The 25,298-nt window shown below is 61.2% G+C and carries 23 protein-coding genes; 4 read left to right on the forward strand and 19 right to left on the reverse strand.

Annotated elements, in window-relative coordinates; all coding sequences use genetic code 11:
* Window positions 1–17: 17 nt before the first annotated feature.
* From acpP to A7317_RS22305, 6 genes are all read right to left on the reverse strand, one after another.
* Window positions 18–254, reverse strand: a complete 237-nt coding sequence (gene acpP, locus A7317_RS22280) for an acyl carrier protein (protein WP_024076962.1) — start codon at window positions 252–254, stop codon at window positions 18–20.
* 191 nt (window positions 255–445) lie between these two features.
* A complete protein-coding gene (gene fabG / locus A7317_RS22285; protein ID WP_069076846.1) occupies window positions 446–1,189 on the reverse strand; it encodes a 3-oxoacyl-ACP reductase FabG in 744 nt (247 codons plus the stop codon).
* A 31-nt stretch (window positions 1,190–1,220) separates the two neighbouring features.
* The gene (gene fabD, locus A7317_RS22290) at window positions 1,221–2,159 is read right to left on the reverse strand and encodes an ACP S-malonyltransferase (RefSeq protein WP_069076847.1); all 939 of its coding nucleotides are present in this window, start codon (window positions 2,157–2,159) and stop codon (window positions 1,221–1,223) included.
* A gap of 140 nt (window positions 2,160–2,299) precedes the next feature.
* Window positions 2,300–3,310: a phosphate acyltransferase PlsX gene (plsX, locus tag A7317_RS22295; RefSeq protein WP_024076964.1), complete on the reverse strand. Its 1,011-nt coding sequence runs from the start codon at window positions 3,308–3,310 to the stop codon at window positions 2,300–2,302.
* 4 nt (window positions 3,311–3,314) lie between these two features.
* Window positions 3,315–3,497 (reverse strand): 50S ribosomal protein L32, encoded by a 183-nt coding sequence (gene rpmF, locus A7317_RS22300; RefSeq protein WP_003179396.1) that lies wholly within the window; start codon window positions 3,495–3,497, stop codon window positions 3,315–3,317.
* A gap of 13 nt (window positions 3,498–3,510) precedes the next feature.
* Window positions 3,511–4,041 (reverse strand): YceD family protein, encoded by a 531-nt coding sequence (locus tag A7317_RS22305; protein ID WP_010566563.1) that lies wholly within the window; start codon window positions 4,039–4,041, stop codon window positions 3,511–3,513.
* 105 nt (window positions 4,042–4,146) lie between these two features.
* Between A7317_RS22305 and A7317_RS22310 the strand changes: the two genes are divergently transcribed.
* Window positions 4,147–4,725, forward strand: coding sequence for a Maf family protein (locus A7317_RS22310; RefSeq protein ID WP_024076965.1), 579 nt, complete (start codon window positions 4,147–4,149; stop codon window positions 4,723–4,725).
* Window positions 4,726–4,860: 135 nt separating this feature from the next.
* Here the strand turns inward: A7317_RS22310 and A7317_RS22315 are convergent, their stop codons facing one another.
* The 3 genes from A7317_RS22315 to rluC are packed head-to-tail and all read right to left on the reverse strand — an operon-like array spanning window position 4,861 to window position 7,480.
* Window positions 4,861–5,850: a S49 family peptidase gene (locus tag A7317_RS22315; protein WP_024076966.1), complete on the reverse strand. Its 990-nt coding sequence runs from the start codon at window positions 5,848–5,850 to the stop codon at window positions 4,861–4,863.
* 21 nt (window positions 5,851–5,871) lie between these two features.
* A complete protein-coding gene (locus tag A7317_RS22320; protein ID WP_024076967.1) occupies window positions 5,872–6,534 on the reverse strand; it encodes an HAD-IA family hydrolase in 663 nt (220 codons plus the stop codon).
* The gene (rluC, locus tag A7317_RS22325; RefSeq protein ID WP_024076968.1) at window positions 6,521–7,480 is read right to left on the reverse strand and encodes a 23S rRNA pseudouridine(955/2504/2580) synthase RluC; all 960 of its coding nucleotides are present in this window, start codon (window positions 7,478–7,480) and stop codon (window positions 6,521–6,523) included. The genes A7317_RS22320 and rluC overlap by 14 nt, the downstream gene beginning before the upstream one ends.
* A gap of 768 nt (window positions 7,481–8,248) precedes the next feature.
* Here rluC and rne point away from each other — a divergent pair.
* The gene (rne, locus tag A7317_RS22330; protein WP_069076848.1) at window positions 8,249–11,479 is read left to right on the forward strand and encodes a ribonuclease E; all 3,231 of its coding nucleotides are present in this window, start codon (window positions 8,249–8,251) and stop codon (window positions 11,477–11,479) included.
* Window positions 11,480–11,572: 93 nt separating this feature from the next.
* On the opposite strand, the gene A7317_RS22335 is transcribed toward rne, so the two are convergent.
* The 5 genes from A7317_RS22335 to A7317_RS22355 form a co-directional block, all read right to left on the reverse strand.
* Entirely contained in the window at window positions 11,573–12,154 is a 582-nt protein-coding gene (locus tag A7317_RS22335; RefSeq protein WP_219730615.1) for a nucleotidyltransferase family protein, read from the reverse strand.
* Window positions 12,154–13,140: an XdhC family protein gene (locus A7317_RS22340; RefSeq protein WP_069076850.1), complete on the reverse strand. Its 987-nt coding sequence runs from the start codon at window positions 13,138–13,140 to the stop codon at window positions 12,154–12,156. The genes A7317_RS22335 and A7317_RS22340 overlap by 1 nt, the downstream gene beginning before the upstream one ends.
* Entirely contained in the window at window positions 13,140–15,461 is a 2,322-nt protein-coding gene (locus A7317_RS22345; RefSeq protein ID WP_069076851.1) for a xanthine dehydrogenase family protein molybdopterin-binding subunit, read from the reverse strand. The genes A7317_RS22340 and A7317_RS22345 overlap by 1 nt, the downstream gene beginning before the upstream one ends.
* A complete protein-coding gene (locus A7317_RS22350) occupies window positions 15,458–15,928 on the reverse strand; it encodes a (2Fe-2S)-binding protein (protein WP_024076973.1) in 471 nt (156 codons plus the stop codon). Before A7317_RS22350 ends, A7317_RS22345 begins: the two co-directional genes overlap by 4 nt.
* 296 nt (window positions 15,929–16,224) lie before the next feature.
* Window positions 16,225–17,556 carry a dicarboxylate/amino acid:cation symporter gene (locus A7317_RS22355; protein ID WP_024076974.1) on the reverse strand — a complete coding sequence of 444 codons (1,332 nt, stop codon included), beginning with the start codon at window positions 17,554–17,556 and terminating at the stop codon, window positions 16,225–16,227.
* 339 nt (window positions 17,557–17,895) lie between these two features.
* Between A7317_RS22355 and A7317_RS22360 the strand changes: the two genes are divergently transcribed.
* The gene (locus tag A7317_RS22360) at window positions 17,896–18,894 is read left to right on the forward strand and encodes an AraC family transcriptional regulator (protein ID WP_069076852.1); all 999 of its coding nucleotides are present in this window, start codon (window positions 17,896–17,898) and stop codon (window positions 18,892–18,894) included.
* Window positions 18,895–19,244: 350 nt separating this feature from the next.
* On the opposite strand, the gene A7317_RS22365 is transcribed toward A7317_RS22360, so the two are convergent.
* From A7317_RS22365 to A7317_RS22375, 3 genes are read right to left on the reverse strand one after another with little or no spacing between them, the layout of a single operon-like run.
* Complete coding sequence (locus tag A7317_RS22365) at window positions 19,245–20,591, reverse strand: ATP-binding protein (RefSeq protein ID WP_024076976.1); 1,347 nt, start codon at window positions 20,589–20,591, stop codon at window positions 19,245–19,247.
* Complete coding sequence (locus A7317_RS22370) at window positions 20,588–21,265, reverse strand: response regulator (RefSeq protein ID WP_024076977.1); 678 nt, start codon at window positions 21,263–21,265, stop codon at window positions 20,588–20,590. The genes A7317_RS22365 and A7317_RS22370 overlap by 4 nt, the downstream gene beginning before the upstream one ends.
* Before the next feature lie 18 nt (window positions 21,266–21,283).
* Window positions 21,284–21,592, reverse strand: a complete 309-nt coding sequence (locus A7317_RS22375; protein ID WP_069076853.1) for a hypothetical protein — start codon at window positions 21,590–21,592, stop codon at window positions 21,284–21,286.
* A gap of 137 nt (window positions 21,593–21,729) precedes the next feature.
* On the opposite strand from A7317_RS22375, the gene A7317_RS22380 reads away from it, so the two are divergent.
* On the forward strand, window positions 21,730–22,446 hold the full coding sequence (locus tag A7317_RS22380; RefSeq protein ID WP_069077447.1) for a 4'-phosphopantetheinyl transferase family protein: 717 nt from the start codon (window positions 21,730–21,732) through the stop codon (window positions 22,444–22,446).
* 96 nt (window positions 22,447–22,542) lie between these two features.
* Here A7317_RS22380 and A7317_RS22385 read toward each other — a convergent pair whose 3' ends face one another.
* Window positions 22,543–24,153: an ATP-binding protein gene (locus A7317_RS22385; RefSeq protein ID WP_069076854.1), complete on the reverse strand. Its 1,611-nt coding sequence runs from the start codon at window positions 24,151–24,153 to the stop codon at window positions 22,543–22,545.
* On the reverse strand, window positions 24,150–24,875 hold the full coding sequence (locus A7317_RS22390; RefSeq protein WP_024076981.1) for a response regulator: 726 nt from the start codon (window positions 24,873–24,875) through the stop codon (window positions 24,150–24,152). The genes A7317_RS22385 and A7317_RS22390 overlap by 4 nt, the downstream gene beginning before the upstream one ends.
* Between the last annotated feature and the right edge of the window lie 423 nt (window positions 24,876–25,298).

Consider the following 25,298-nt stretch of genomic DNA (forward strand, 5'->3'; position numbering starts at 1 on the left):
GCGACGACTACAAACTATTACGCCTGGTGGCTAGTAACGTAGTCGATAGCAGCTTGAACAGTAGTGATTTTTTCAGCTTCTTCGTCCGGGATTTCGGTCTCGAATTCCTCTTCCAGAGCCATCACCAGCTCAACGGTGTCAAGGGAATCGGCACCCAGGTCTTCTACGAAGGAAGCAGTGTTGATCACTTCTTCTTCTTTGACGCCCAGTTGCTCGGCAACGATTTTCTTGACGCGCTCTTCGATGGTGCTCATACCTTGTTTAACTCCTAATGGACAAATTCAGGCAGCTGGCCAGTGGGTAAGTGTATAGAAAGCCATTTCAGCTTTTCAACTGAAAGCTTCACCCTGTACCCCGTAGGCCACCTGCCTATAAATTAAGTTGCAGCTTTATAACGGATTTTAGACAGCTCGTATGACATTTTTTTGAAGCGATCCGTCACAATTTAACTCATGTACATCCCGCCGTTCACCGGGATTGTAGCCCCAGTCACGTATGCCGCACCGTCGGATGCCAGGAAAGTGACCACATTCGCGATCTCTTGAGCCTGGCCCAGACGGCCCAGCGGAATCTGCGTCAGCAAGGCTTCACGCTGTGCTTCCGGCAGTTCGCGGGTCATATCGGTATCGATGAACCCTGGGGCCACCGAGTTGACCGTAATCGACCGCGAGCCGACTTCACGCGCCAATGCACGGCTGAAACCTTCCAGACCGGCCTTGGCGGCTGCGTAGTTTACTTGGCCTGCGTTGCCCATGGCACCCACTACAGAGCCAATATTGATAATTCGGCCCCAGCGCGCCTTGGTCATGCCGCGCAAAACGCCCTTGGACAGGCGAAACAGACTGTTCAAGTTGGTGTCGACCACGTCGTACCACTCGTCGTCTTTCATGCGCATCATCAGGTTATCGCGGGTGATACCGGCGTTATTCACCAGAATTGCCGGCGCACCGAACTGTGCGGTGATCTCGGCCAGTACCGCAGCCACGGACTCATCGCTGGTCACATTCAGCTCAAGGCCAGTGCCTTGGACACCGCTTTCCTTCAAGGTCGCGGCGATACGCTCGGCGCCCGAAGCGGAAGTGGCGGTGCCAATGACAACGGCGCCCTGACGGCCCAGTTCCAGGGCGATGGCCTGGCCAATGCCACGGCTGGCGCCGGTAACCAGTGCAACTTTACCTTGCAGACTCATGCAGGCTTCTCCTAAGTTCGGGGATCAGGGGTCAGGCCAGTGCCGCGAGAGCGGCAGCGAAGGCATCCGGGGTATTGAGGTTGGCGGTCGACACACCGTCGGCGCAACGCTTGTTCAGGCCAGCCAGGACCTTGCCCGGGCCGCATTCAACCAGCTCGGTGGCGCCATTGGCGGCCAGGGTCTGTACCGACTCAACCCAGCGTACCGGCTTGTAGAGCTGCTCCAACAGGTCGCGCTTGAGGGTCTCGAGATCAGGCGCAACCGCCGCGCTGACGTTCTGCACCAGCGGAATCTGCGGCGCCTGCCAGTTGATGGCGGCGATGGACTCGGCAAACCGCTCGGCTGCCGGACGCATCAACTCGCAATGGGACGGCACGCTCACCGGCAACGGCAGCGCACGCTTGGCGCCACGGGCCTTGCAGCCTTCGATGGCACGCTCGACCGCCGCCTTGGCACCGGCGATCACCACCTGGCCAGGGGAGTTGAAGTTCACTGCGCTGACCACTTCGCCCTGAGCGGCTTCGGCGCAGGCCTCGATCACGACCGCATCGTCCAGGCCGAGGATAGCGGCCATGCCGCCCTGCCCGGCCGGAACGGCTTCCTGCATCAGTTGGCCACGACGCTCGACCAGCTTGACCGCCTCGCCCAGGGTCAGGCTGCCCGCCGCCACCAGGGCGCTGTATTCGCCCAGGCTGTGACCGGCCACGAATGCCGGGCGTGCGCCGCCTTCAGCCAGCCACAGGCGCCACAGGGCAATCGAAGCGGTCAGGATCGCCGGTTGGGTTTTATCGGTTTGATTGAGTTGCTCTTCCGGCCCCTGCTGGGTCAACGCCCACAGGTCGTAACCCAGGGCATCGGAAGCTTCCTTGAAGGTTTCCAGGATCAGCGGATATTGCGCGCCCAGCTCGGCAAACATGCCGAGGGACTGCGAACCCTGCCCTGGAAAGACGAATGCGAGGGATGTAGACATGTAACAAGCCCCTAAATGATCAGGTCGTCGGAAATGGTCGCTCCCGATCTTAAAATGAATGGTGGGAGCGCACGAAACTGACAGATTGGATGGTCAATTGAACTGGTCGGTCACATTTAAGCATTCCCGAGCCGATTCGCCTAAGGCAACAGATCCTCTAGACGGCCGTGCAAACGTTGAGGCAGGTTTTCCTGGATCTCGATAAGCGCACGCGCAATAGCGCTTTGGAAGCCCTGCACCCCCGCCGAGCCGTGGCTTTTGACCACAATGCCCTGCAAGCCAAGAAAACTTGCGCCGTTATGCCGCGCTGGCGCCAGGTCAGCCTGCAGGCGGCGCATCAACGGCAGCGCCAGGGCGCCCACCATGCGTGACGCCAGGCTCTGCTTGAACAACGCTTCGATGCGCATCGCGATCATGGTGGCCAGGCCTTCGCTGGACTTGAGCAGGATATTGCCGACAAAACCGTCGCACACCACCACATCCGCTTCGCCACGGTACAAACCGTCGCCTTCGACAAAGCCGATGTAGTTCAAGCCCCGCGCGCCCTGCAACAGGGTAGCGGCGAGCTTCACCTGCTGATTGCCCTTGATGTCCTCGGTACCGATGTTCAACAAGGCCACTCGCGGCCGGACCACACCCAGCGCTTCGGCGGCCACCGAGCCCATCACGGCGAACTGAAACAGGTGCTCGGCACTGCAATCGACATTCGCACCCAGGTCCAGCAGTTGGCAATAGCCTTTCTGCGTCGGAATCGCCGCCACCATCGCCGGCCGGTCAATCCCCGGCAGGGTCTTGAGCACATGCCGCGACAATGCCATCAATGCACCGGTATTGCCGGCGCTGACGCAGGCTTGCACCTTGCCGTCGTGCAACAACTCAAGGGCTACCCGCATCGAAGAATCGGGCTTGCCACGCAGGGCCGCCGCCGGCTTGTCATCCATGCTGATGGTTTCGCTGGCTGGCGTAATCGTCAGGCGCGCGCGATCCACCGCCGGATGGCTGGCAATCAGTTCTTCAAGGAGGGAGGGTTGACCGACAAGGGTCAGGTGCAGCGAGGGTGTGGCAGCCAGGCTGGCAATGCAGGCCTGAACAATGCTGCGGGGACCGAAGTCCCCGCCCATTGCGTCAATCGCGATGACTTGAGCAGACAAGTGATTACTCGTCAGCGCCCTTGTCGATCACTTTACGGCCACGGTATACGCCTTCTGGCGATACGTGGTGACGCAGGTGAACTTCACCGGTGGTCTTTTCTACGGACAGGGTGCTAGCCTCGAGAGCGTCGTGCGAACGACGCATGTCACGGGCAGAGCGGGATTTTTTGTTCTGCTGAACAGCCATAATTGATTAACTCCTAAACGTTTGGGTCACGCTTTAACTGCGCCAATACACTGAACGGGTTGGACCGCGTTACCTCGTCCTCGCTCGGTTCGGGCTCGTCATCGAGGCCCGCCGGCTGCTGGCATTCTTCCGGATGATGAGCAGGCACAATGGGCAAGGCGAGCAGAAGCTCCTCCTCGATCAGTGCATGCAGATCCAAAGGATCTTCGCCCAGTTCCAGCACGTCATAACCTTTCGGCAACGACTGGGTATTCGCACCCTCCTTCACCACAGCATAACTGCACTCGCTGTGGATCGGCAGGGTGACCAGCTCAAGACAACGCTGGCAAACCATTTTGACCTCGGTGTCGATAAAGCTGTGGATTACCACAGATTTACGTTCATCTCGTTCAAAAACGAATTTGGCCTGCACCGTACCGACAGTGTCGGAAAGCGGGTCGCAGAGTCTCTCCAAATCGGCCAGCAGCAACTCACCTTGAAGGGAAGTGCCACGATCAGCCAATTTGCGCGGGTCAACGTGAGGTGGAATCGGGTCATTCAACATAGGCGCAGCATTATAGGGATGCCCCCAGCCATGTCAAAGGAAATTCAGCCCTGTGCGTCGGCCGGTCGCCCCGCTAGAATCGGCGGCTGCCTTGAGGAGACGTCCATGCTGCCTTTATTACTCGCTTCCAGCTCGGTTTATCGCCGGGAATTGCTGAGCCGCCTGCACCTGCCGTTCACCTGCAGCTCGCCGGATATCGACGAAAGCCACGCTGCAAATGAGTCGGCCACGGATCTGGTCAAACGCCTGGCCGAACAGAAAGCCCGTGCCCTCGCCGCCAGCCATCCTGGACATTTGATCATCGGCTCCGACCAGGTCGCCGCGCTGGAAGGCCGCATCATCGGCAAGCCTCACACATTCGAAAACGCGCGCGAGCAATTATTGGCTGCCAGTGGCAAACGTGTCAGCTTCCTCACCGGCCTGGCCCTGCTTAACAGCGAGACGGGGCACTGCCAGGTGGACTGCATACCCTTTACCGTGCACATGCGCGAGCTGGATGCAGCGCGCATCGAGCGCTACCTGCGGATCGAGCAGCCGTATGACTGCGCGGGCAGCTTCAAGGCTGAAGGGCTGGGCGTGAGCCTGTTCCAGAGCACCGAAGGGCCGGACGCGACCAGTCTTGTCGGCTTACCCCTGATTCGGCTGGTGGATATGCTACTCAGCGAAGGCGTGCAAATCCCTTAAGAACGCTGCAAAACCCAATGCGGGACGGGCGACGCGACGATTCGACTTGCTCCCGACAGCGGTAATTCAGTCAGCTTATCTGTAGCTGACCCACCGCTATCGGGGGGCAAGCCCCCTCCCACCTCTATCGAAATCTCAGCGCAGCGCCGGGCCCTGGAAGCCCATGTAAAGCGCCAGCTTCTCAGCCACGCTGGCACCGAGCTTCTTGGAGAAACGATCAAACGGCGATTCTTCAACGGTGAAATCCACCAGGTCCTTCTCGCCAATCACATCCCGCGCCACCGAACTGGCACTGCCCAAGCCATCGATCAGACCCAGTGGCAATGCTTGCTCGCCCGACCACACCAGACCGGAGAACAACTCCGGATGCTCTTTATCCTTCAGACGATCCCCACGCCCCTGCTTGACGCTGGCGATGAACTGGCGATGAGTGGTGTCGAGCACGCCTTGCCAGAACTGGGTTTCATCCGCCTTTTGCGGCTGGAACGGGTCAAGGAACGCCTTATGCTCGCCCGAGGTGTAGGTCCGACGCTCCACCCCCAGCTTCTCCATGGTGCCGACAAAGCCATAACCGGCCGCCGTCACACCAATGGAGCCGACCAGGCTGGCCTTGTCGGCATAAATCTGGTCAGCGGCGCTTGCAATGTAATAGGCACCCGAAGCGCCGAGATCGGAAATGACCGCATACAGCTTGATCTCCGGATGCAGCCCGCGCAGGCGACGAATCTCGTCATACACATAGCCCGACTGCACCGGACTGCCACCGGGGCTGTTGATGCGCAGGATCACGCCCTTGACCTTGGGGTCTTCAAAGGCCGCGCGCAGGCTGCTGACAATATTGTCGGCGCTGGCGGACTCCTTGTCGGCGATCACCCCACGCACCTCGATCAGGGCCGTGTAGTGGCTGCCACGGGTGGCGCTTTTTTCCATGTCCATCAGCGGGCTGAACAGCGCCAGCATGCCCAGCAGGTAAACAAAGGTCAGCAGCTTGAAGAAAATCCCCCAACGCCGCGAACGACGCTGTTCCTGCACGCTGGCCAGGAGAGTCTTCTCCAACAGCTTCCAGCTTTTGTCATCGGCCTTGTCGTCACTGGCCTTTTCCGGTGCTTTCCACTCATCACTCATGCCAACTACCCCAGCAAAGACTTATTGGGCCCGGCCGAGCCAGGCCTGCAATTCAGAAAAATGATCGATCGTCAGCCTGGGCTCATATGGCTGCAACGCCTCGGCAGCCTGGGCGCCATAACTGACCGCCACACTGTCCATGCCAGCGTTGCGCGCCATCATCAGGTCGAAGGAAGCGTCGCCCACCATCAGCGCCTGGCGCGGCGACACGCCGCAATGGGCCAGGATCTGCTCAAGCATCAGGGGATGGGGCTTGCTGGCGGTTTCGTCAGCGGCGCGGGTGATGTCGAAATAATCTTCCCAACCATACGCCTCGAGCACCCGGTCCAACCCGCGACGGGACTTACCGGTGGCGACGGCCAGGTGATAGCCCTCGGCGCGAAAAGCGTCCAGGGACTGCACCACCCCATCAAACAGCGGCGACGGCTCGGCCTCCAGGGCCATGTAGTGATCGACGTAGTGCCCACGGAAAGCGACCAACTCAGCGTCAGCGATGTGCGGGTACAAGGTACGAATCGCCTCCGGCAGGCCGAGGCCGATAATGCCCTTGACCGCGAGATCAGTGCACGGCTCGAAGCCCGAGCGGTTGGAGGCAATGTGAATGGATTCGACGATCCGGCCAATGGAGTTGGCCAGGGTGCCGTCCCAATCGAAAATCAGCAGCTTGTAATCAAGGTGCGACACTCAAACGCTCCACGGTCTTGGCCCACATGTCATCGACCGGCGCCTGCAGTTTCAATTCACCGCCATCGGGCAGCGGCACGGTGAGCATATAGGCGTGCAGGAACAGGCGCTTGCCGCCCAGCTCCCGGATTTCCTTGGAGAAATCCTCGTCGCCATATTTGGTATCGCCCGCAATGCAGTGGCCCGCATGCAGGGTGTGCACGCGAATCTGGTGGGTACGACCGGTGACGGGCTTGGCTTCGACCAGAGTGGCGAAGTCACCGAAGCGGCGCAGCACCTTGAACAGGGTCAGGGCCTCTTTGCCCTCCTCGTCCACTTCGACCATGCGCTCGCCGGAGCGCAGGTTGCTCTTCTGCAACGGCGCGCGGACGCTCTTGATCGAACTGGCCCAGTTGCCACGCACCAGCGCCATGTAGCGCTTGTCCACGCCATCGCCACGCAGGGCTGTGTGCAGATGGCGCAACATGCTGCGCTTCTTGGCGATCATGAGCAGGCCGGAGGTGTCACGGTCCAGGCGGTGGACCAGCTCCAGCTCCTTGGCATCCGGACGCAGCTGACGAAAGGCTTCGATCACGCCGAAGTTCAGGCCGCTGCCCCCGTGAACCGCAATGCCGCACGGCTTGTTGATCACGATCAGCTTGCTGTCTTCGAAGACAATCGAGGCCTCGAGGCGCTGCAACAGGCCCTGGGCCAATGGCACGGGCTCGTCACGCTCAGGCACGCGCACCGGCGGCACACGAACGATATCGCCCGCCTGCAGCTTGTACTCGGGCTTGATACGGCCCTTGTTCACACGCACTTCGCCTTTACGCAAGATGCGGTAAATCAAGGTCTTGGGCACGCCTTTGAGCCTGGCCAGGAGAAAATTGTCGATGCGTTGGCCGGCATATTCCGGCGAGACCTCAAGCAGCTGGACGCTGGGGGTCTGGGGGGCGGTAGTCGTCATGGCGGCGATGATAACAATTTTTTATGGAATTGAAGCACTTAATCATTGCTGCTATAGTCGCGAACGCCGCCAAAAGCGGCCTGGACAGAGGACTAGCGGCAAACTGCCGGCCCTGACCATCGCAATTCATCAGGACGCGAGGCCGTCCTACGGGGCTTTCACCACCTTGGAAGGCCCGAGATTGTAACAAGCGCAGGTGACATGAGGCCTGAAGCGAGTGCAGAAAGCAGAGTGAATACTCGTCTTCTGCGCCGATATTTACGGCCAGTTCACAAAGTGCAGTCAGTCTTGGGACACACCATGGCGAATGCTTCGGAAACAACGCCTGTTAAGAGCTGAGTGAGAGCGCAGTCGCCCACACCTAGTCTTGTTTAGCCATGAGCGTGGACTCCCCATTGGAGAACACGGTAAATGCCAACCCGCTGCGGATTCTGCGCGCGGCAGCACCCGAATTATCAGGGATACGTGTAGGGTGGAGATGCACAACCGTCGGACCGTGTAGCACTAGGCTTATATATAGACGCTTCATCTCGTCCACAGTCGCCGGTTGATTCCTCCTCCTGACCTTAGCTTTTGTTGAAGTGGTGCCTTTGTCACCACCGCTAACAAGCAGGACGCGTCCGTCGCGATACCAGCCCAATTGGCCGGTTATTGCTGGACACTGGAGTGGCCAACCACTCTTGACGCACCTGACACCGACCGTGAGAAGTCGTGTGTGCCGAACGCCGTTTCCGGCAGCCCGGAAACCGACGGTACAACATGAAAAGAATGCTGATTAACGCAACTCAACCCGAAGAGTTGCGTGTTGCACTGGTAGATGGCCAACGCCTCTACGACCTGGACATCGAATCCGGTGCACGCGAGCAAAAGAAGGCCAACATCTATAAAGGCCGTATTACTCGCATCGAACCGAGCCTTGAGGCTGCCTTTGTCGATTTCGGCTCCGAGCGCCACGGCTTCCTGCCCCTCAAAGAAATTTCCCGCGAATACTTCAAGAAATCCCCTGAAGGCCGCGTGAACATCAAGGACGTCCTGAGCGAAGGCCAGGAAGTCATCGTCCAGGTCGAAAAAGAAGAACGTGGCAACAAGGGCGCCGCCCTGACCACCTTCATCAGCCTGGCCGGCCGCTATCTGGTACTGATGCCGAACAACCCACGTGCCGGCGGCATTTCCCGTCGCATCGAAGGCGAAGAGCGTAACGAACTGCGCGAAGCGCTGAACGGCCTGGTTGCACCGGCCGACATGGGCCTGATCGTTCGCACTGCCGGCCTGGGCCGCAGCAGCGAGGAAATGCAGTGGGACCTCGACTACCTGCTGCAACTGTGGACCGCTATCAAAGAAGCGTCCCTGGATCGTTCCGCGCCGTTCCTGATCTACCAGGAAAGCAACGTCATCATCCGCGCTATCCGCGACTACCTGCGCCAGGACATCGGCGAAGTGCTGATCGACAGCGTTGAAGCCCAGGATGAAGCCCTGACTTTCATCCGCCAGGTGATGCCGCAGTACGCCAGCAAGATCAAGCTGTACGAAGACAGCGTTCCGCTGTTCAACCGTTTCCAGATCGAAAGCCAGATCGAGACCGCCTTCCAGCGCGTGGTCGAACTGCCTTCCGGTGGCTCTATCGTGATCGACCCGACCGAAGCCCTGGTGTCCATCGACATCAACTCGGCGCGCGCCACGAAAGGTAGCGACATCGAAGAAACCGCCCTGCAGACCAACCTGGAAGCGGCTGAAGAAATCGCCCGCCAACTGCGCCTGCGTGATATCGGCGGCCTGATCGTGATCGACTTCATCGACATGACCCCAGCCAAGAACCAGCGCGCCGTGGAAGAGAAAGTCCGCGAATGCCTGGAAGCTGACCGTGCCCGCGTGCAAGTCGGCCGCATCTCGCGCTTCGGCCTGCTGGAAATGTCCCGTCAGCGCCTGCGTCCATCCCTGGGCGAGAGCAGCGGCATCGTCTGCCCGCGTTGCAACGGCACCGGCATCATCCGTGACGTTGAATCGCTGTCCCTGGCGATCCTGCGCCTGATCGAAGAAGAAGCGCTGAAAGACCGCACCGCCGAAGTCCGCGCGCAAGTGCCGATCCCGGTGGCCGCGTTCCTGCTCAACGAAAAACGCAACTCGATCACCAAGATCGAACTGCGCACCCGTGCCCGTATCGTGATCCTGCCGAACGATCACCTCGAGACGCCGCACTTCGAAGTGCAGCGCCTGCGTGATGACAGCCCGGAAGCCCACAGCGGCCAGTCCAGCTACGAAATCGCGGCTGCCGCAGCCGAAGTAGAAGAAGTGCAGCCCGCCGCCGCGACCCGCACCCTGGTTCGCCAGGAAGCCGCCGTGAAGACCGCGCCAGCCCGTGCCAATGCACCGGTTCCGGTTGAAGCCGCCGCACCGGTTGCCGCGCCAGCCGCCCTGCCTGAACCAAGCCTGTTCAAGGGCCTGGTGAAGTCGCTGGTCAGCCTGTTCGCCACCAAGGAAGAGCCTGCTGCACCGGTAGTGGTTGAAAAACCAGCCACCGAACGCCCGGCTCGCAACGAAGAGCGTCGCAACGGTCGCCAGCAAAGCCGCAACCGCAATGGTCGTCGTGACGAAGAGCGCAAGCCGCGCGAAGAACGTGCCCCGCGTGAAGAGCGCGCACCACGTGAAGAGCGTGCGCCTCGCGAAGCCCGTGAAGACACTCCGGCCGTAGCCCGTGAAGAACGTGCACCGCGCGAAGAGCGCGCACCGCGTACCCCACGTGCTCCGCGTGAAGATCGCAAGCCACGTGGCGAACGTGAAGAACGTGTGCGCGAACTGCGCGAGCCACTGGACGCTGCGCCAGCCGTTGCCGGTGCTGCTGTTGCAGTTACTGCCTCGACTGAAGAACGCCCGGCTCGCCAACCGCGTGAAGAACGTGCGCCACGTGAAGAACGTCAACCACGTGCTCCGCGTGAAGAACGTCAACCTCGTGCCGAGCAAGCCCCTGCCGCCAGCGAAGAAGAAGTGCTGACCGGCGAAGAGCAACTGCAGGAAGACGGCCAGGACAACGCCGAAGGCGATCGTCCACGCCGCCGCTCCCGTGGCCAGCGTCGTCGCAGCAACCGTCGCGAGCGTCAACGTGATGCCAACGGCAATGTGATCGAAGGCTCGGAAGAGACCGGCGAGAACGCAGAAGCCGCCACCAGCGAACCCACTGGCACCGAACTGGCTGCCGGCCTGGCCGTAACCGCTGCTGTTGCCAGCTCGGTCATCAGCGCACCTGCTGAAGCCCAGGCTCACGAACAGGCTGAACGCGCCACTGCCGCCGTCGAAGAAACGCATGCGGCAGAAGCGCCTGTCGCTGAAACCCCAGTCGTTGAAGCACCGGTTGTCGAAGCCACCACCCCGATCGAAGCCCCCGTGGTTCCGGAAGTGGAGGTTGCACCGGTTCGTGAAGCCCAGCCGGAAGCCGAAGTTACCACTACCGAGCCTGAAGCGGTTGCTGAGCCTCAGCCAGTGGTTGAAGCCCCGGTTGTCGAAGCAACGGCCCCGGCTGTGCGTGAAGTTCGCGAAGAACAGACCGCGTTCCAGTGGACTGCCGAGCCTGCCGCTCCAGTTGAAGTGCCAGCCCCTGCCCCTGTGGTAGAAGAAGCGCCGGCCCCGGTCGCCGAAGTGGTTGAAGCCGCCCCGGTTGTGGTTGCCGAGCCTGCGCCAGTGGTTGAGACGCCAGTGGTTGCCGAAGTCGCCGCGCCGGTGGTTGAAGCTGCCCCAGTGGTCAGCGCACTGACCGAAAACGGCCGTGCGCCGAACGACCCACGTGAAGTGCGTCGTCGCCGCAAGGAAGCTGAAGCCGCCGCTGCTGCCGCAGCCGCTGCCGCACCGGCTGTAGCCGAAGTGGTCGAGGCGCCAGCCCCGGTCGCTGAAACTGTGGTGGAGCACACTGCCCCTATCGTCGACGAGAACCCAGGTTCTGCTGACGAAGTGGTAGAGCATCACCCAAAGGCCTTGGAAGAAGAACACGAGCCTAAACCCTTCGTCTGATTCCATAAGCCAATAAAAAGCCCCGCCTGATCACTCAGGCGGGGCTTTTTTTTATGCGATCGGGTTGTGTCCAGCGAGCCGGCTGCCAGAAGGTCAGGCAGGCACGAAACGTAATGACGGTGGCACATCTACATCCCATAGCACGCCGGGGTCGTCCACGGGCACTTCCCGTACGCTGGCATGCGCAAACAGCGGTCGAGCCCCCCGGTCCCCCGTCAGCGCCATCAACGCTGGCCCGAGCGAACGCCCGAACATGACCGGATGCCCATACTGTCCAGCATGCACCGGCACACTGATACCCTCCGCGTGCGCCACCACCTGCTCAATACTGCTCGGCAGGATAAACGGCATATCCCCCAGCACCACCAACCAACCGTCGCTTGAACGGCTGGCCGCCACCGCCGCAGCAAGGCTGTCGCCCATGCCCGCCGAGCGCAGCAGCACCACTTCGCAGCCGTAGCGCTGTGCCAAACGGATGACTTCAAGCCGATCCGGCGAGGTCACCACACAGCGTTTTGCAACGCTATCAGGCACATTCACCAACACCTGCTCGAATACCGGCCGCGTCACGCCGTCCCGGCCAACGCACTGCGCCAGCAACTTGTCCTGATCAGCGCCGGCCGCAGCGCGAAAACGACTGCCCTGCCCCGCCGCCAGCACAATGGCAGTCACCATCACTCAACCACCGTCGACAGCGGCTTTTTTTGCACGGCCTCCACGCCGTTCTTGATCGCGACAATCTCTGCCATCAATGACAACGCGATCTCCGCCGGCGTGTGGCTGCCGATATGCAAACCGATCGGCCCGTGCAGACGCGCAATCGCATCGGCCGACAAACCAAGTGCCGCCAGGTTCTCACGGCGTTTCTGGCTATTGACCCGCGACCCCAGCGCGCCGATATAAAACGCACTGGAGTTCAGCGCCGTCAGCAGCGCCATGTCATCCAGGCGCGGGTCATGGGTCAGGCAGACGATGGCCGTGCGTTCGTCGGTCTGGATGTTCAGCACCGCTTCATCGGGCATACCTGGCACAAAGCGGCCGTGCTGTTCTTCCCAGCCATACACAAATTCATCCCGCGGGTCACAGATCAGCACTTCGAAATCCAGCAACCGCGCCATTTCCGCCACATAACGCGACAGTTGCCCGGCACCGATCAACAGCAGGCGCCAGCGCGGGCCGTAGATGGCGCGCAAACGCTCGCCATCAAAGCTCACCACGTCGGTCTTGTTCGCAGCACTCAGGCTCACAGCCCCCGTGGCCAGCTCCAGTTCGCGGGCGACAATTTCATGGGCCTCGCAGCGCGCCAGCAATTGGGCAACCCACTCCCACTCAATGACCCGCTCCTCGGTCAGGCGCAGGGTGCCGCCACATGGCAAGCCAAAGCGCGCTGCCTCATCCCGGGTCACGCCGTAAGTCACCAGTTGCACCGGCGGCCCGTCTTCGGCCAACCGCCCATCCTGCAAGCGCGCAATCAGGTCATCTTCGATGCACCCGCCAGATACCGAGCCAATCACCACGCCATCGCCGCGCAAAGCCAGCATGGCCCCCGGCGGGCGCGGCGCGCTGCCCCAGGTCTGGACCACGCTATACAACACCACCCGTTGCCCGGCGCGACGCCATTCGAGCACGCTACGCAGGACGTTCAGATCCACACTGTCCATCAGGCCTTCACCTCCTGCCAGCCTTGCAGTTGGTAACGCACCGGCAGTTCGCGGATACGCTTACCCGTCGCGGCAAAGATCGCATTGCACAGCGCCGGCGCAATCGGCGGCACGCCGGGCTCACCGACCCCGCCTAATGGCACCTCGCCCTTTGGCGTGACCAGGTGCACGGCAACTTGCCTGGGCGCCAGGGACATGCGCGCCACTTCATACATATGGAAATTGTCCTGCTGGACCTTGCCATCCTTGAAGCTGATTTCACCCAGCACGGCATTCCCCAGGCCCATCACACAGGCGCCTTCGAACTGCGAGCGGATGCGCTCCGGGTTGATCTGCGGGCCACAGTCCACGGCAATATCGGCCTTGTGCACGATCAGGGTGCCATCACCCTGGACCTCTACCTCGATCACCGCGGCCACATAGGTGACGAAGCTGTAGTGCACCGCCAGCCCCAGACCTCGGCCCTTGGGCAAGGTGCGCCCCCAGCCCGCCGCCTTGGCTGCGGTTTCCAGCACACCACGCAGGCGGGCAGTGTCGATCGGGTAGCGCTCCGGGGATTCGCCGTAGTTCCACTCGTCACTCAGGGTTTTCGGATCGATCTGACGGTCTGGGCCAAGCAACTTGAGTTGGTATTGCAACGGGTCCTGGCCGGCCTTGTGCGCGAGTTCATCGACAAAGCATTGAATCGCAAAACCATGGGGGATGTTCGACACCGAACGGTACCAGCCAACCCGGGTATGGGCCGCCGCCTCTGGGTTTTCCAGGCGTACGTTGGGGATCGCGTAGGCCATGTTGGTAAAGCCCATGCCCAGCTCGAACGCCGCCTCATGGTTCATGCCCGGCGCAAACAGCGCGGTGATACTCGGGGCCACGGTGCGATGCAGCCAAGCGGACGGCAGGCCATCCTTGTTCAGGCCAGCCTTGAGGTATTCAACGGACACGGTGTGGAAATAAGCGTTATGGATGTCATCTTCACGGGTCCATTGCACACGCACGGCCTTGCCGGGGAATGCCTTGGCCAGGATGGCCGCCTCGACGACGAAGTCCGGCTTGGACTTGCGGCCAAAGCCACCGCCAAGCAATGTGACATTGACGGTGACGTTATCGAATGGCAGCCCCAGGCGCTCGGCGATTCGTTCACGGGTCACCTGGGGCGCCTGGCTGGGCGCCCAGGCTTCGCACTGGCCGTTGTCGAAACGAGCGATGGCGACCATCGGCTCCATCGGCGATTGGGCCAGATGGGGCAGGTAATAAGCGGCCTCCAGGGTACTGTCCGACTCGCCAAGGGCCTGGTCGAGATTGCCAGTATTGCGCACCACTTTGCCCGGCTTCTGCGCGGCGGCTTCCAGCGTCTTACGGTAGTCGACGGAGTTGTAGCCGGCGTTGACGCCATCGTCCCAGACAATGGTCAACGCTTCACGGCCCTTGATCGCCGCCCAGGTGTTGCTGGCGATAACGGCGATCCCACCAAGGGGCTGGAACTCCGAGGGCAGGGGCCGGCTTTCGATTTCCAGGACCTTGACCACGCCCGGCACCTTCAACGCCGCACTGGCATCGAAGGACTTGACCTTGCCGCCGTACACCTTCGGCCGTGCAACGGTGGCGTAGAGCATGCCGTCGAAATGCACGTCAGCGCCGTAGACCGCACGGCCATTGACGATATCGGCACCATCGATGGCCTTGACGCCCTCCTTGCCGATGTAGCGAAATTCCGACGGTTGCTTGAGGCGCAGGCTGTCTCGCGCCGGCACCGCCAATGCACCGGCAGCGGTGGCCAGCTCGCCATAACCCAATTCGCGAGCGCTCGGCTGGTGAATGACTTTGTGCAGTTGTGCCCGGCACTCGCCCACCGGAACGTTCCACTGTTCGGCAGCGGCCTGCTCCAACATGGCCCGGACGCTGGCGCCACAACGGCGCATCGGCTCATACCAATGGCGCATGCTGCGCGAGCCATCGGTGTCTTGGTTGCCGTAACGCACCTCATCACCGGGCGCCTGCTGGACCTTCACATGGGCCCAATCGGCGTCCAGCTCATCGGCAACCACCAGGCTCAGGCTGGTGCGCACGCCCTGGCCCATTTCCGAACGGTTGCAGATCACGGTCACCGTGCCGTCGGTGGCAATACTGACGTAGACCTTGGGATCGTCGATCAGCCCATGGGGCATGGCGTCGCCGCCGTACTTCTTCACCGCGTCGGCGGCGAAGGCATCGGGCAGGCCCCAACTGGCCGCCACCACCAACGCACCGGTAGCGCCGACCCCTTTGAGGAAGCCGCGACGACTGAGGTTATTGAGGACGAAATCAGCCGGCAATGCGCTCATGCCTTGGCCTCCTGCAGGTGGGTGGCCGCCTGGCGGATCGCGGTCTTGATGCGGTTGTAGGTGCCGCAACGGCAGATATTGCCGACCATCGCTTCTTCAATTTGCGCATCGCTGGGGTTGGGATTGGTTTTCAGCAATGCCGTGGCCGACATGATCTGGCCGCCCTGGCAGTAACCGCACTGGGCCACGGCCGTGTCGAGCCAGGCTTGCTGGACCACCTGGCCGATGGGGTCGGTGTGCAGGTTGTCGATGGTGCTGATGGCCTGGCCCTTGACCGCGCCGATCGGGGTAATACAACTGCGGGCCGGCGCGCCGTCGATATGAATGGTGCACGCGCCACACAGGCCCATGCCGCAGCCGAACTTGGTGCCGTTATAGCCGGCAACGTCGCGGATAGCCCACAACAGCGGCATATCCTCGGTGACGTCCAATGAATGGTCTTGACCGTTGAGTTTGAGGGTAATCATGGGCACGCCCGCATAGTGACTGGGTTATGGGGTCGAGCAATCTGCCCACTTGAAGAAAGCGGAGTCGGTTGACGCAGATGGCTCAGGCTAATCGGGCTCTCTTGTGAAGATAAATCCTCACCGGGCCTTTGATAAACGAGGTTTATGAACGGATAAAAAAACATCCTTAGGGTGCTAAGTTAACTCACCATTAACAAAAAAGCCCGGCTGAGCATTGATGAGCACCACGCCTTGGGCCTGATCGCCAGGCACAAAAAAACCCATCCGAAGATGGGTTTTTCATACCGCGTGTCCGCTTACTTGATAACGGGAGCAGGGCCTTCAGCCACGCCCAGGTCGTCTTCTTCACGGGTGTCGGAGATACCGCGACCACCGGAAGCCAGTTCGACTTGCAGCTTGTCTTCGTCCAACTCCTTGACCCACTTGGCCACGACCAGGGTGGCAACGGCGTTACCGACCAGGTTGGTCAGGGCACGGGCTTCGGACATGAAGCGGTCGATACCCAGGATCAGCGCCAGGCCGGCAACCGGCAAGTGGCCCACGGCAGACAGGGTCGCTGCCAGTACGATGAAGCCGCTACCGGTCACGCCCGCAGCGCCTTTGGAGGACAGCAGCAGCACCAGCAACAGGGTGATCTGGTGGGTGATGTCCATGTGGGTGTCAGTCGCCTGGGCGATGAACACGGCAGCCATGGTCAGGTAGATCGAAGTGCCGTCGAGGTTGAACGAGTAACCGGTCGGGATCACCAGGCCAACCACGGATTTCTTCGCGCCCAGGCGTTCCATCTTGATCAGCATGCGTGGCAGTGCGGACTCGGAGGACGAAGTACCCAGGACAATCAGCAGTTCTTCACGGATGTAGCGGATCAGTTTCAGCACGCTGAAACCGTGGGCGCGGCAGATGGCGCCAAGCACCACGACCACGAACAGGACGCAGGTGATATAGAAGCAGATCATCAGCTGGCCCAGTTGCACCAGCGAACCCACGCCGTAAGCACCGATGGTGAACGCCATGGCGCCCAGGGCGCCGATTGGCGCGAGCTTCATGATCATGTTGATGATGTTGAACATCACGTGGGCGAAGCGATCGATGAAGTCCAGCACCGGCTTGCCATAGGCACCCAGGCGATGCAGGGCGAAACCGAAGATCACCGAGAACATCAGCACTTGCAGGATGTCACCGGTCGCGAACGCGCCGACGATGGTGTTCGGGATCACGTTAAGCAGGAAGCCAACGATGCTCTGGTCTGCACCGGCAGTCACGTAGGCAGCGACTTTCGAAGCGTCCAGGGTGGCCACGTCGATGTGCATGCCGGCGCCCGGTTGCACAACGTTCACGACGACCAGGCCGATCAGCAGGGCGATGGTGGAAACGATTTCGAAGTACAGCAGCGCATAGCCGCCGGTCTTGCCCACCGATTTCATGTTTTGCATGCCAGCGATACCGCTGACAACGGTGCAGAAGATGATCGGGGCGATGACCATTTTGATCAGCTTGATAAAGCCGTCACCCAGTGGCTTGAGGGCCACACCGGTCTGCGGGTAGAAGTGACCGAGCAAAATACCGATAACGATTGCAACGATCACCTGGAAATACAGGGATTTGTACAGTGGCTGACGAGTCGTCATTGCAAAGTTCCTCAATCGTCCCGTGTGGCAAATATCCGCCATTGCCCACGGCACTTGAATTGCGAACCCTCCTGCACTGGAGGGATTTGTTGTTTGCGAGGCCTGTAGGACCAAGCCTGCGCTGTCATCCTTATCGCAAACGCCGTGCCACTTTGCTGAAAATCCCCACAGGCCTTTAGACATCAGGGCCCGAGGGATTCCAGCGTAATCGGGGGCTGGGCCGGAGGTGGCGGATTTCCGCCCACCCGTCCAATCCCGTCCTACAATTTGGCGGATATCCGCCTTGTTGCTCCGTCAGGGGGTGGCTACCATCCGCCACTCCATGGACGAGGCCCCTTCATGCGTGAACGTACCATCGCCAGTCACTACGCCCGAGCCGCCCTCCGCGGTGCGCGTCGGGCCGGTTACGACTACACGGGCCTGTTGCTGCAGGTGGGCATTACCCCGGAACTGCTGAATGAACCTCGCGCCCGCATCGCGCCTGAGCAATTTACCCGGCTGTTGCAAATGCTCTGGCGCGAGCTGGATGACGAATACCTGGGGTTCGCCGAAGGCCCAAGCAAGCGCGGCACCTTCGCCATGATGTGCCATGCCCTGATCCACTGCCGCACCCTGGAGAAGGCTCTGGAACGCGGCTTATTATTTTATAGCCTATTCCCACAAGGTCCGCGTTGGCGGCTGACGCGTGATGGCGAAATGGCGCATTTGAGCCTGGATGATTCCCAGCTCTGGGACCCGGACCACTTCCTCAGCGAATGCCTGTTGGTCATCTGGCATCGCCTGGGCAGTTGGTTGATCGGCCAGCGTATCCGCCTGCACCAGGCCACGTTCAGCTACCCAATGCCGGACCATGCCAGCGAGTACGACCTGCTGTTTCCCTGCCCCCAGGTATTTGGCGCGCCAACCAGCAGCCTGGTATTCCCCGCACGCTATTTGAGCCTGCCGCTGTTGCAGGACGAACGCACGCTCAAGCTTTTCCTCGAGCGCTCCCCGGCTGATTTGCTGTCGCGGCCCGATGAAGGCGACAGTTTGAGCAGCCAGATCCGACGCCTGCTCAGCCGCGACCGCACACCCTGGCCGGATCTGGAGGCTATCGCCCAGCACCTGCATATCAGCCCGCAGACCTTGCGTCGACACCTGCGCGAAGAAGGCTGCAGCTTCCAGGCGCTCAAGGATGAGTTACGTCGGGATATCGCCATCTACCACCTGGGACGCGCGGACTTGTCATTGCAGGAGATCGCCGAGCAGCTGGGTTTTTCCGAGCCGTCGGCGTTTCATCGGGCGTTCAAGAAGTGGACGGGATTGACACCTGGAGCCTATCGGGCCCAGGAAAATTAGAAGATTGTTTGTTGTGGCAAGCCCCAATTCCAGTCAGTTAAGGAGGAACACTGCAACGGTGGCGAGCGGGCTTGCCCTAATGCCGTTCAGTTAAGGCTTTTTTGTAGGAGCGAGGGGGACGCCTAGTTCTTGCTCGCGAAAAACTCACAGGCGCCGCGTTCATTCAGGAAACACGCGTTATCGTTGACGTTTTTCGCGAGCAAGCTCGCTCCTACAGAAGGCGATGTACGCTTAACTGTTGACGTTTTTCGCGAGCAAGCTCGCTCCTACAGAAGGCGATGTACGCTTAACTGAACGGCATTAGGGCAAGCCCGCCTGCCACAAAGGATGCCTTAACCACGGCTAGCCGATCACACGGCCGGAAAGTGAATCCTGAAGGCCGCCCCACCCAGTGTTGAATCCCCCAGGGTCAGGCGCGCGCCGTAGCTTTCGATGATGTCCTTGACCACCGCCAAGCCGATGCCCTGCCCCGGATGCTGACGGTCCAGGCGCTCGCCCCGTTGCAGAATCCGCGCACGCTGGTCCGGCGGTACGCCGGGGCCGTCATCTTCGATACACAACTCGGTGCCCTCCAGACTTTCCACCAAACTGATGCGCACCTCGCTCAGGCACAGGCGGTAGGCGTTTTCCAGCAGGTTGCCGAGTAATTCGAGCAACGCGCCCTTTTCAATCGGCACATCGCACTCTGGGGGTAAGTCGAAGGCCACCGTGACCCGCTTGTCGCGGTACACCTTGCCCAGGGTGTCGCACAAGCTTTGCACCACCGGTTCCAGACGCACCTGATGGCGCACCAGGCCGCTTTTGCGCAGGCTGGCGCGCTGCAATTGGTAGCTGATCTGCTGGCTCATGCGCTCGATCTGCGATTGCAGGACCCTGGCCTGGTCGCGGTCCTCAGGGCGCTGGGCCATGTCTTCGCTCACGCCCTGCAACACTGCCAACGGGGTTTTCAGGCTGTGGGCCAGGTCGTCAAGGGAGTCGCGGTAGCGGGTGCGTTGTTCTCGTTCGCTGTGCAGCAGGCGGTTGAGGGAGCCCGTCAGGCGCAGCAGTTCGCGGGGGTGTTGTTCACTGAGGCTTTCGCGGGTACCGCCCTCGATCTGGTCCAGCTCCTGGCTCAGGCGCCGCAGGGCTTGCAGGCCCCAGGTCAAGCCCAGCCACAACAAGGTCAACAGCACCAGCAAGGCCGCGCCGAAGCCCAGGTAGAGGTTTTCGCGCAGGCCTTCGAGGGTCAGTTGGTATTCGCGCACCGGTTGCAGGGCGACGATACTGAACGCCGCGCTCTTGCCCCCCAGCAGCTTGACCTCCACGTCATAGACGAAGAACTCCTGGCCATTGGCTTCGCGAATCCGCGCAAATTCATTGCCGCGCCCGTCGTAGCGCGGCTTGTAGTTGATGTTTTCTTCACGGGTCGCGCGCGAGCGCCACACCAGGTGGCCTTCGCGGTCGTAGATATAGCCGAGCAGCCGGCTATCGGTCAGGTTGAAGCGTTCGTCCGGCAACTGCGCGGGCATCAGCAGGCGGTTGTTTTCGACCCGCGCCGCCGAAATCAAGGTGGTCACGTCCGAGGCCAGGCGCTGCTCGATGGAATCCTGCAGCGCCAGGCTGAAGGCGCCCTGCATGGCCGGCAACAACCCCAGCATAAACAGCACGGCCAAGGTCGCGGCCGCCAGCATCAAGCGCACACGTAGCGAGCGAATCAACGGCAACGCTCATTGAACAGGTAACCCAAGCCGCGCACGGTGTCGATCGGCTTGAACCCTGCCGTGCCTTCCAGCTTGCGGCGCAGGCGGCCAACCAGCACTTCGATGACGTTCGGGTCGCGCTCGTCGTCATCGGGGTAGAGCTGCTCCATCAAGCGGTCCTTGGCGACCACTTGTTGATGGTGACGCATCAGGTATTCAAGGATCCGATATTCATAGGCGGTCAGCGCCAACGGCTGCTCATCCAGGGACGCCTGCTTGCGATTGAGGTCCAGCAGCAACGGCCCGGCGACAATGGTCGACTGGGTAAAACCGCTGGAGCGGCGCAACAAGGCGTTCATGCGCGCCTCCAGCTCTTCGAACTGGAAAGGCTTGACCACATAGTCGTCGGCACCAGCCGCCAACCCCTCGACCTTGTCCTGCCAGTTGCCACGGGCGGTCAGGATCAGGATCGGGAAGGTCTTGGCCTGGCTGCGCAGTTGGCGGATCAAATCCAGGCCACCCATGCCAGGCAAGCCGAGGTCGATAATGGCCAGGTCATGGTTGAATTGCCCGGTCTGGTACAAGGCTTCTTCGGCATTGGCCACGGCCTCGACCACATGGCCGCTGTCGGTCAGGCGGGTAAACAGGTGATGACGCAGCAGCGCCTCATCTTCCACCACCAGCAATTTCATAAGGCTCTCCAAGGCAATTCAACTGTCCGACAGGGGGATATCATAGCGGCCCTGCAGGTCTTGCGGGCGCAGTTTAGTGCCATTGTACTCACCAGTCAGGCGACCATAGCCGACGCGATAAGCCGCCTGCGGGGTGGCAAGCCCCAGCGACCAGCCCCAAGGGGCGGCCTGAGTGCCTGCATCTTCGAAGCTGACACGATGAATCAGGTTGCTGGATTTCTTGGTTCGCTCGCTACCGAATGCTGCAAAGGCGCTATCGGAGGCCTGGACCCCGGCAGTGGCACTGAGCATGGTCAACGCCAACATCAGCTTCTTGATCGCAGTCATGGTGCTACCTCATACGCGTTTGGGCTGTGGGATCCAGACTACGCAGGCGCCCCTGAACTCCCCCTGAACAGGCTCTGAACCTCACCTGAACCACTGTGGGCTATCCACTGGCGCACCAACTCGGCAAAATACCGCACATGACGCCCCTACCCGCTTGCTGCACCCCACTCGACGCCCATTGGCCGCTGCCCGATCCTTTGCCGGGCACGGTGTTTCTCAGCACGCGCTTCGACCCTGCCTTGTTGGCGCCGGGTGATTTCCAGCGCAGCGCGGTCCCCCCGCCGGCAAGCATCCAGCGCTCAGTGGCCAAGCGCCAGGCGGAGTTTCTCGCCGGCCGACTGTGCGCTCGCGCCGCGCTGCAACACCTTGACCAGCTGGATTGCGTCCCGGCCATCGGCGAAGACCGTGCGCCGGTCTGGCCAGGGCATATCAGTGGCTCCATCACCCACAGCACCGGGCATGCGGCGGCGATTGTCGGCCACAAGGCGCAATGGCGCGGGCTGGGCATGGACCTGGAAAATATGCTGAGCCTGGAACGGGCAGAGCGCCTGGCCGGGGAAATCCTCACCGTTGATGAGTTGCAGCGCATGGCCGTGCTGCCCCGCGAGCAACATGCGCAGCTGGTCACCTTGACGTTTTCGGCCAAGGAGAGCCTGTTCAAGGCGCTTTACCCGATCGTGCAGAAGCGCTTCTACTTTGAGCATGCCGAGGTGCTGGAGTGGTCGGAGGCCGGGGCTGTACGGTTGCGCCTGTTGACGGACCTGTCCAGTGAATGGTGCCGCGGCAAGGACCTTACCGCGCAGTTCGTTGTGAATGAGGGGCAGTTGTTGAGCCTGGTTGCCATCGGCGCTTGATAGACCGCCATCGGGAGCAAGCTCCCTCCCACAGGGGAGCGCATTCCAAATGTGGGAGGGTCGATGCGACGATTCCACGGGCTCCCGATGGCGGGGTCAGGGTTTATCCTGATCCCTGGGCCAACTCAAGCTGAAACACGCCCCACCCAGGTTGTTGCTCTTGCTGATCAACGCCCGGCCGCCGTGCCAGTAGATAATCCGCCGGACAATCGACAACCCCAGGCCATGCCCGCCCGATGCACGGGTGCGGCTGTCGTCCAAGCGCAGGAAGGGCGTGAAGATGCGCTCCCAGGCGCTTTCCGGCACGCCGGGGCCATCGTCTTCCACATCGATGCGGCAGCGCACCTGGCCGACCTGATAACTGATCAACACCCGCCCCTGAGCATGCCGCATGGCGTTGCTCACCAGGTTTTGCAACGCACGGTGCAAGTAGCGCGGCTCGGCATCGACCCAGGCGTCATCCCAATGTGCCGATGACAGGCAAATACCCCGAGCCACATTGACCTGCGGACGCAGTGGCGACAATTCGCCGATCACCTGATCGAGCAGCGCATCGAGGTCGACCCGCTGGAAATTCAGCTCCGGCGCGCCCTGCTCCAGGCGGGCGTAGGTGAGCATTTCGTCCACCAGGCCATCGAGGTCCTGGATATCGCTGTCCATGCCTTCCATATATTTGCGCCGGGCTTCGGGGCTGGCGGCTTCGCCAATCATCTCCAGGCCGAAGCGCAGGCGCGCCACTGGCGTGCGCAATTCGTGGGACACGGCGCGCACCAGTTCGCGCTGGATCGCCAGCAACTGCTGCAGGTGCTCGGCCATGCCATTGAACGCCGCAGCCAGGCGCCCGACCGAATCGGCACCGCGGGCGGGCACACGCACTTCCAGGTTGCCCTTGGCGATGCGCGTGGCCGCGGCTTCCAGGCCCTTGAGTCGTCGTTCGAGCTGGCGCACCAATAAATAGACGATCAGGCCGATCAGGGTCAGGCCGATCAGGGCGATCAAGATCAACCACTGCGCCGGGTACGGGTTCATTTGATACAACGGGCCGATTTCGAGCACCCAGGGCGTACCGACCATGCCGGCAAACACCCGGATCGAATCGCCCCCTTTGCCCAGCGCCATTACCGTATCGCCTTCCGCGACCCGGCGACGCTGGTCATCGTCCATATCGGCCTGGTCGAGGTTCATCAGGTGCATCTCAAAGCCAAAGCCCTTGGCTTCCTTTATAGCGGCCAAGCGTTGTGGCTGTTCGGCCACCGGGAAACGCACCAGTTCGTCGGCCAGCAGGTAAATCGTCGCGCGCGCCAATTGCTCGCTGATCTGTTGCACTTCGCCGGTCAGTACGAGTGACTCTTGCTCACTGACCAGGCGCAGCACCCGCGCCGCATGCGGGCCGGTCTGCTCCACCAGTACCTGGCCGCGTTGCAGGCGGTTGCGTTGGCTCAAGTCCAGTTGCGCCTCGCTGAGGGTGCGCAGTTCCAGGGGGATGCCTAACAACCGCTCCCACACCGCCAGGGCGCGCTGGCGCTCGATCGGGCTCATGGGTTGCAGGTTGTCGCCCATCAAGGCAAAGGTGCCGTGGGCCAGGCGTTCGCGGTACTGGCCGCTGCGCACTTCATTGAGCAGGTGCAAGGCCAACACGCCCAGCAGCGCCACCAGGATCAGCGCCGCGCACATGCCGCCATAGATACGCAGGAAGATCGAATTCACAGCGGCATATCGGCGGCGGCTTCAGGAACGAACAGGTAGCCCTTGCTGCGGATGGTCTTGATCAGGCGCGGGTGGATCGGGTCGTCGCCGATTTTCGGGCGAATGCGTGAAATGCGTACATCGATGGAACGGTCCTGGCCGTCATAGCCGATGCCGCGCAGGGCGATGAAGATCTCTTCGCGAGACAGGATACGCCCGGCGTTCGCCACCAGCAGCCAGAGCAAGTCGAACTCGGCGCTGGTCAGCTCGATGCCGCCGTCGTGCAACCAGGCTTCGCGCAGGGCGTTGTCCACCACCAGCGGGCCGAATTGCAGGCGACGCTGGTTTTCCACCACAGCCGGTTCGGCCGGTTCGCTGCGCCGCAGCAGGGCCTGGATGCGCGCGAGCAACAGGCGCGGACGCACGGGTTTACAGACATAGTCGTCGGCGCCCATGTCCAGGCCCATGACCTGGTCCATGTCGTCGGTGCGCGCGGTCAGCATGAGGATCACCCCGTCGTAGCGCTCGCGCACCTTGCGACAAATGCTCAGGCCGTCTTCGCCGGGCAACATCAGGTCGAGGATCACCAGGTCGGGTTGCTCGGCGATGATCCGTGCCGCGGCCTGGGCGCCGTCGCTTTCCACCGACACCCGCAAGCCGTTGCTCTCCAGATAATCGCGGGTCAACTCGGCGAGTCGTTCGTCATCCTCGACGATCAGTATTTGCCAGGCTTCGTGCTCCACGGGTAATCCTCGTTGTTATTAAGGGATTGATTGGCCTGTTCGATCAAAGGTGGGAGCAAGCCCCCTCCCACATGTTGATCTTCGCCAGCCACACCTTATTTGTAATGTTGTGAGGGCATAACAATGATCGATTGTAGCCATGCCCCAACCCTCAAACACAAGCCGGGAAATGCGTTCGGTGATCGAGTTTTTTTGTGATAGGGTTCGCGCCCTCAAAAATCCAATCGCACGTTTTTACCTTGGAATATTCAGTGACAAACGGCGTAATCCAGCAGTACTGCGGCCTACACGGGTGTTCCAAGTTTCATACACATTTTACTCACAGCGTTATCCACAGGTCTTGCGTTGCTAAGCCTCCAAAAACGCATTATCTTGTACCTCGGCGCCAAAAAAACCCTACATGTAGGGTTTTAAGCGAAAAGA

It is taken from the genome of Pseudomonas fluorescens (assembly GCF_001708445.1).
GTDB classification, from domain to species: domain Bacteria; phylum Pseudomonadota; class Gammaproteobacteria; order Pseudomonadales; family Pseudomonadaceae; genus Aquipseudomonas; species Aquipseudomonas gorinensis.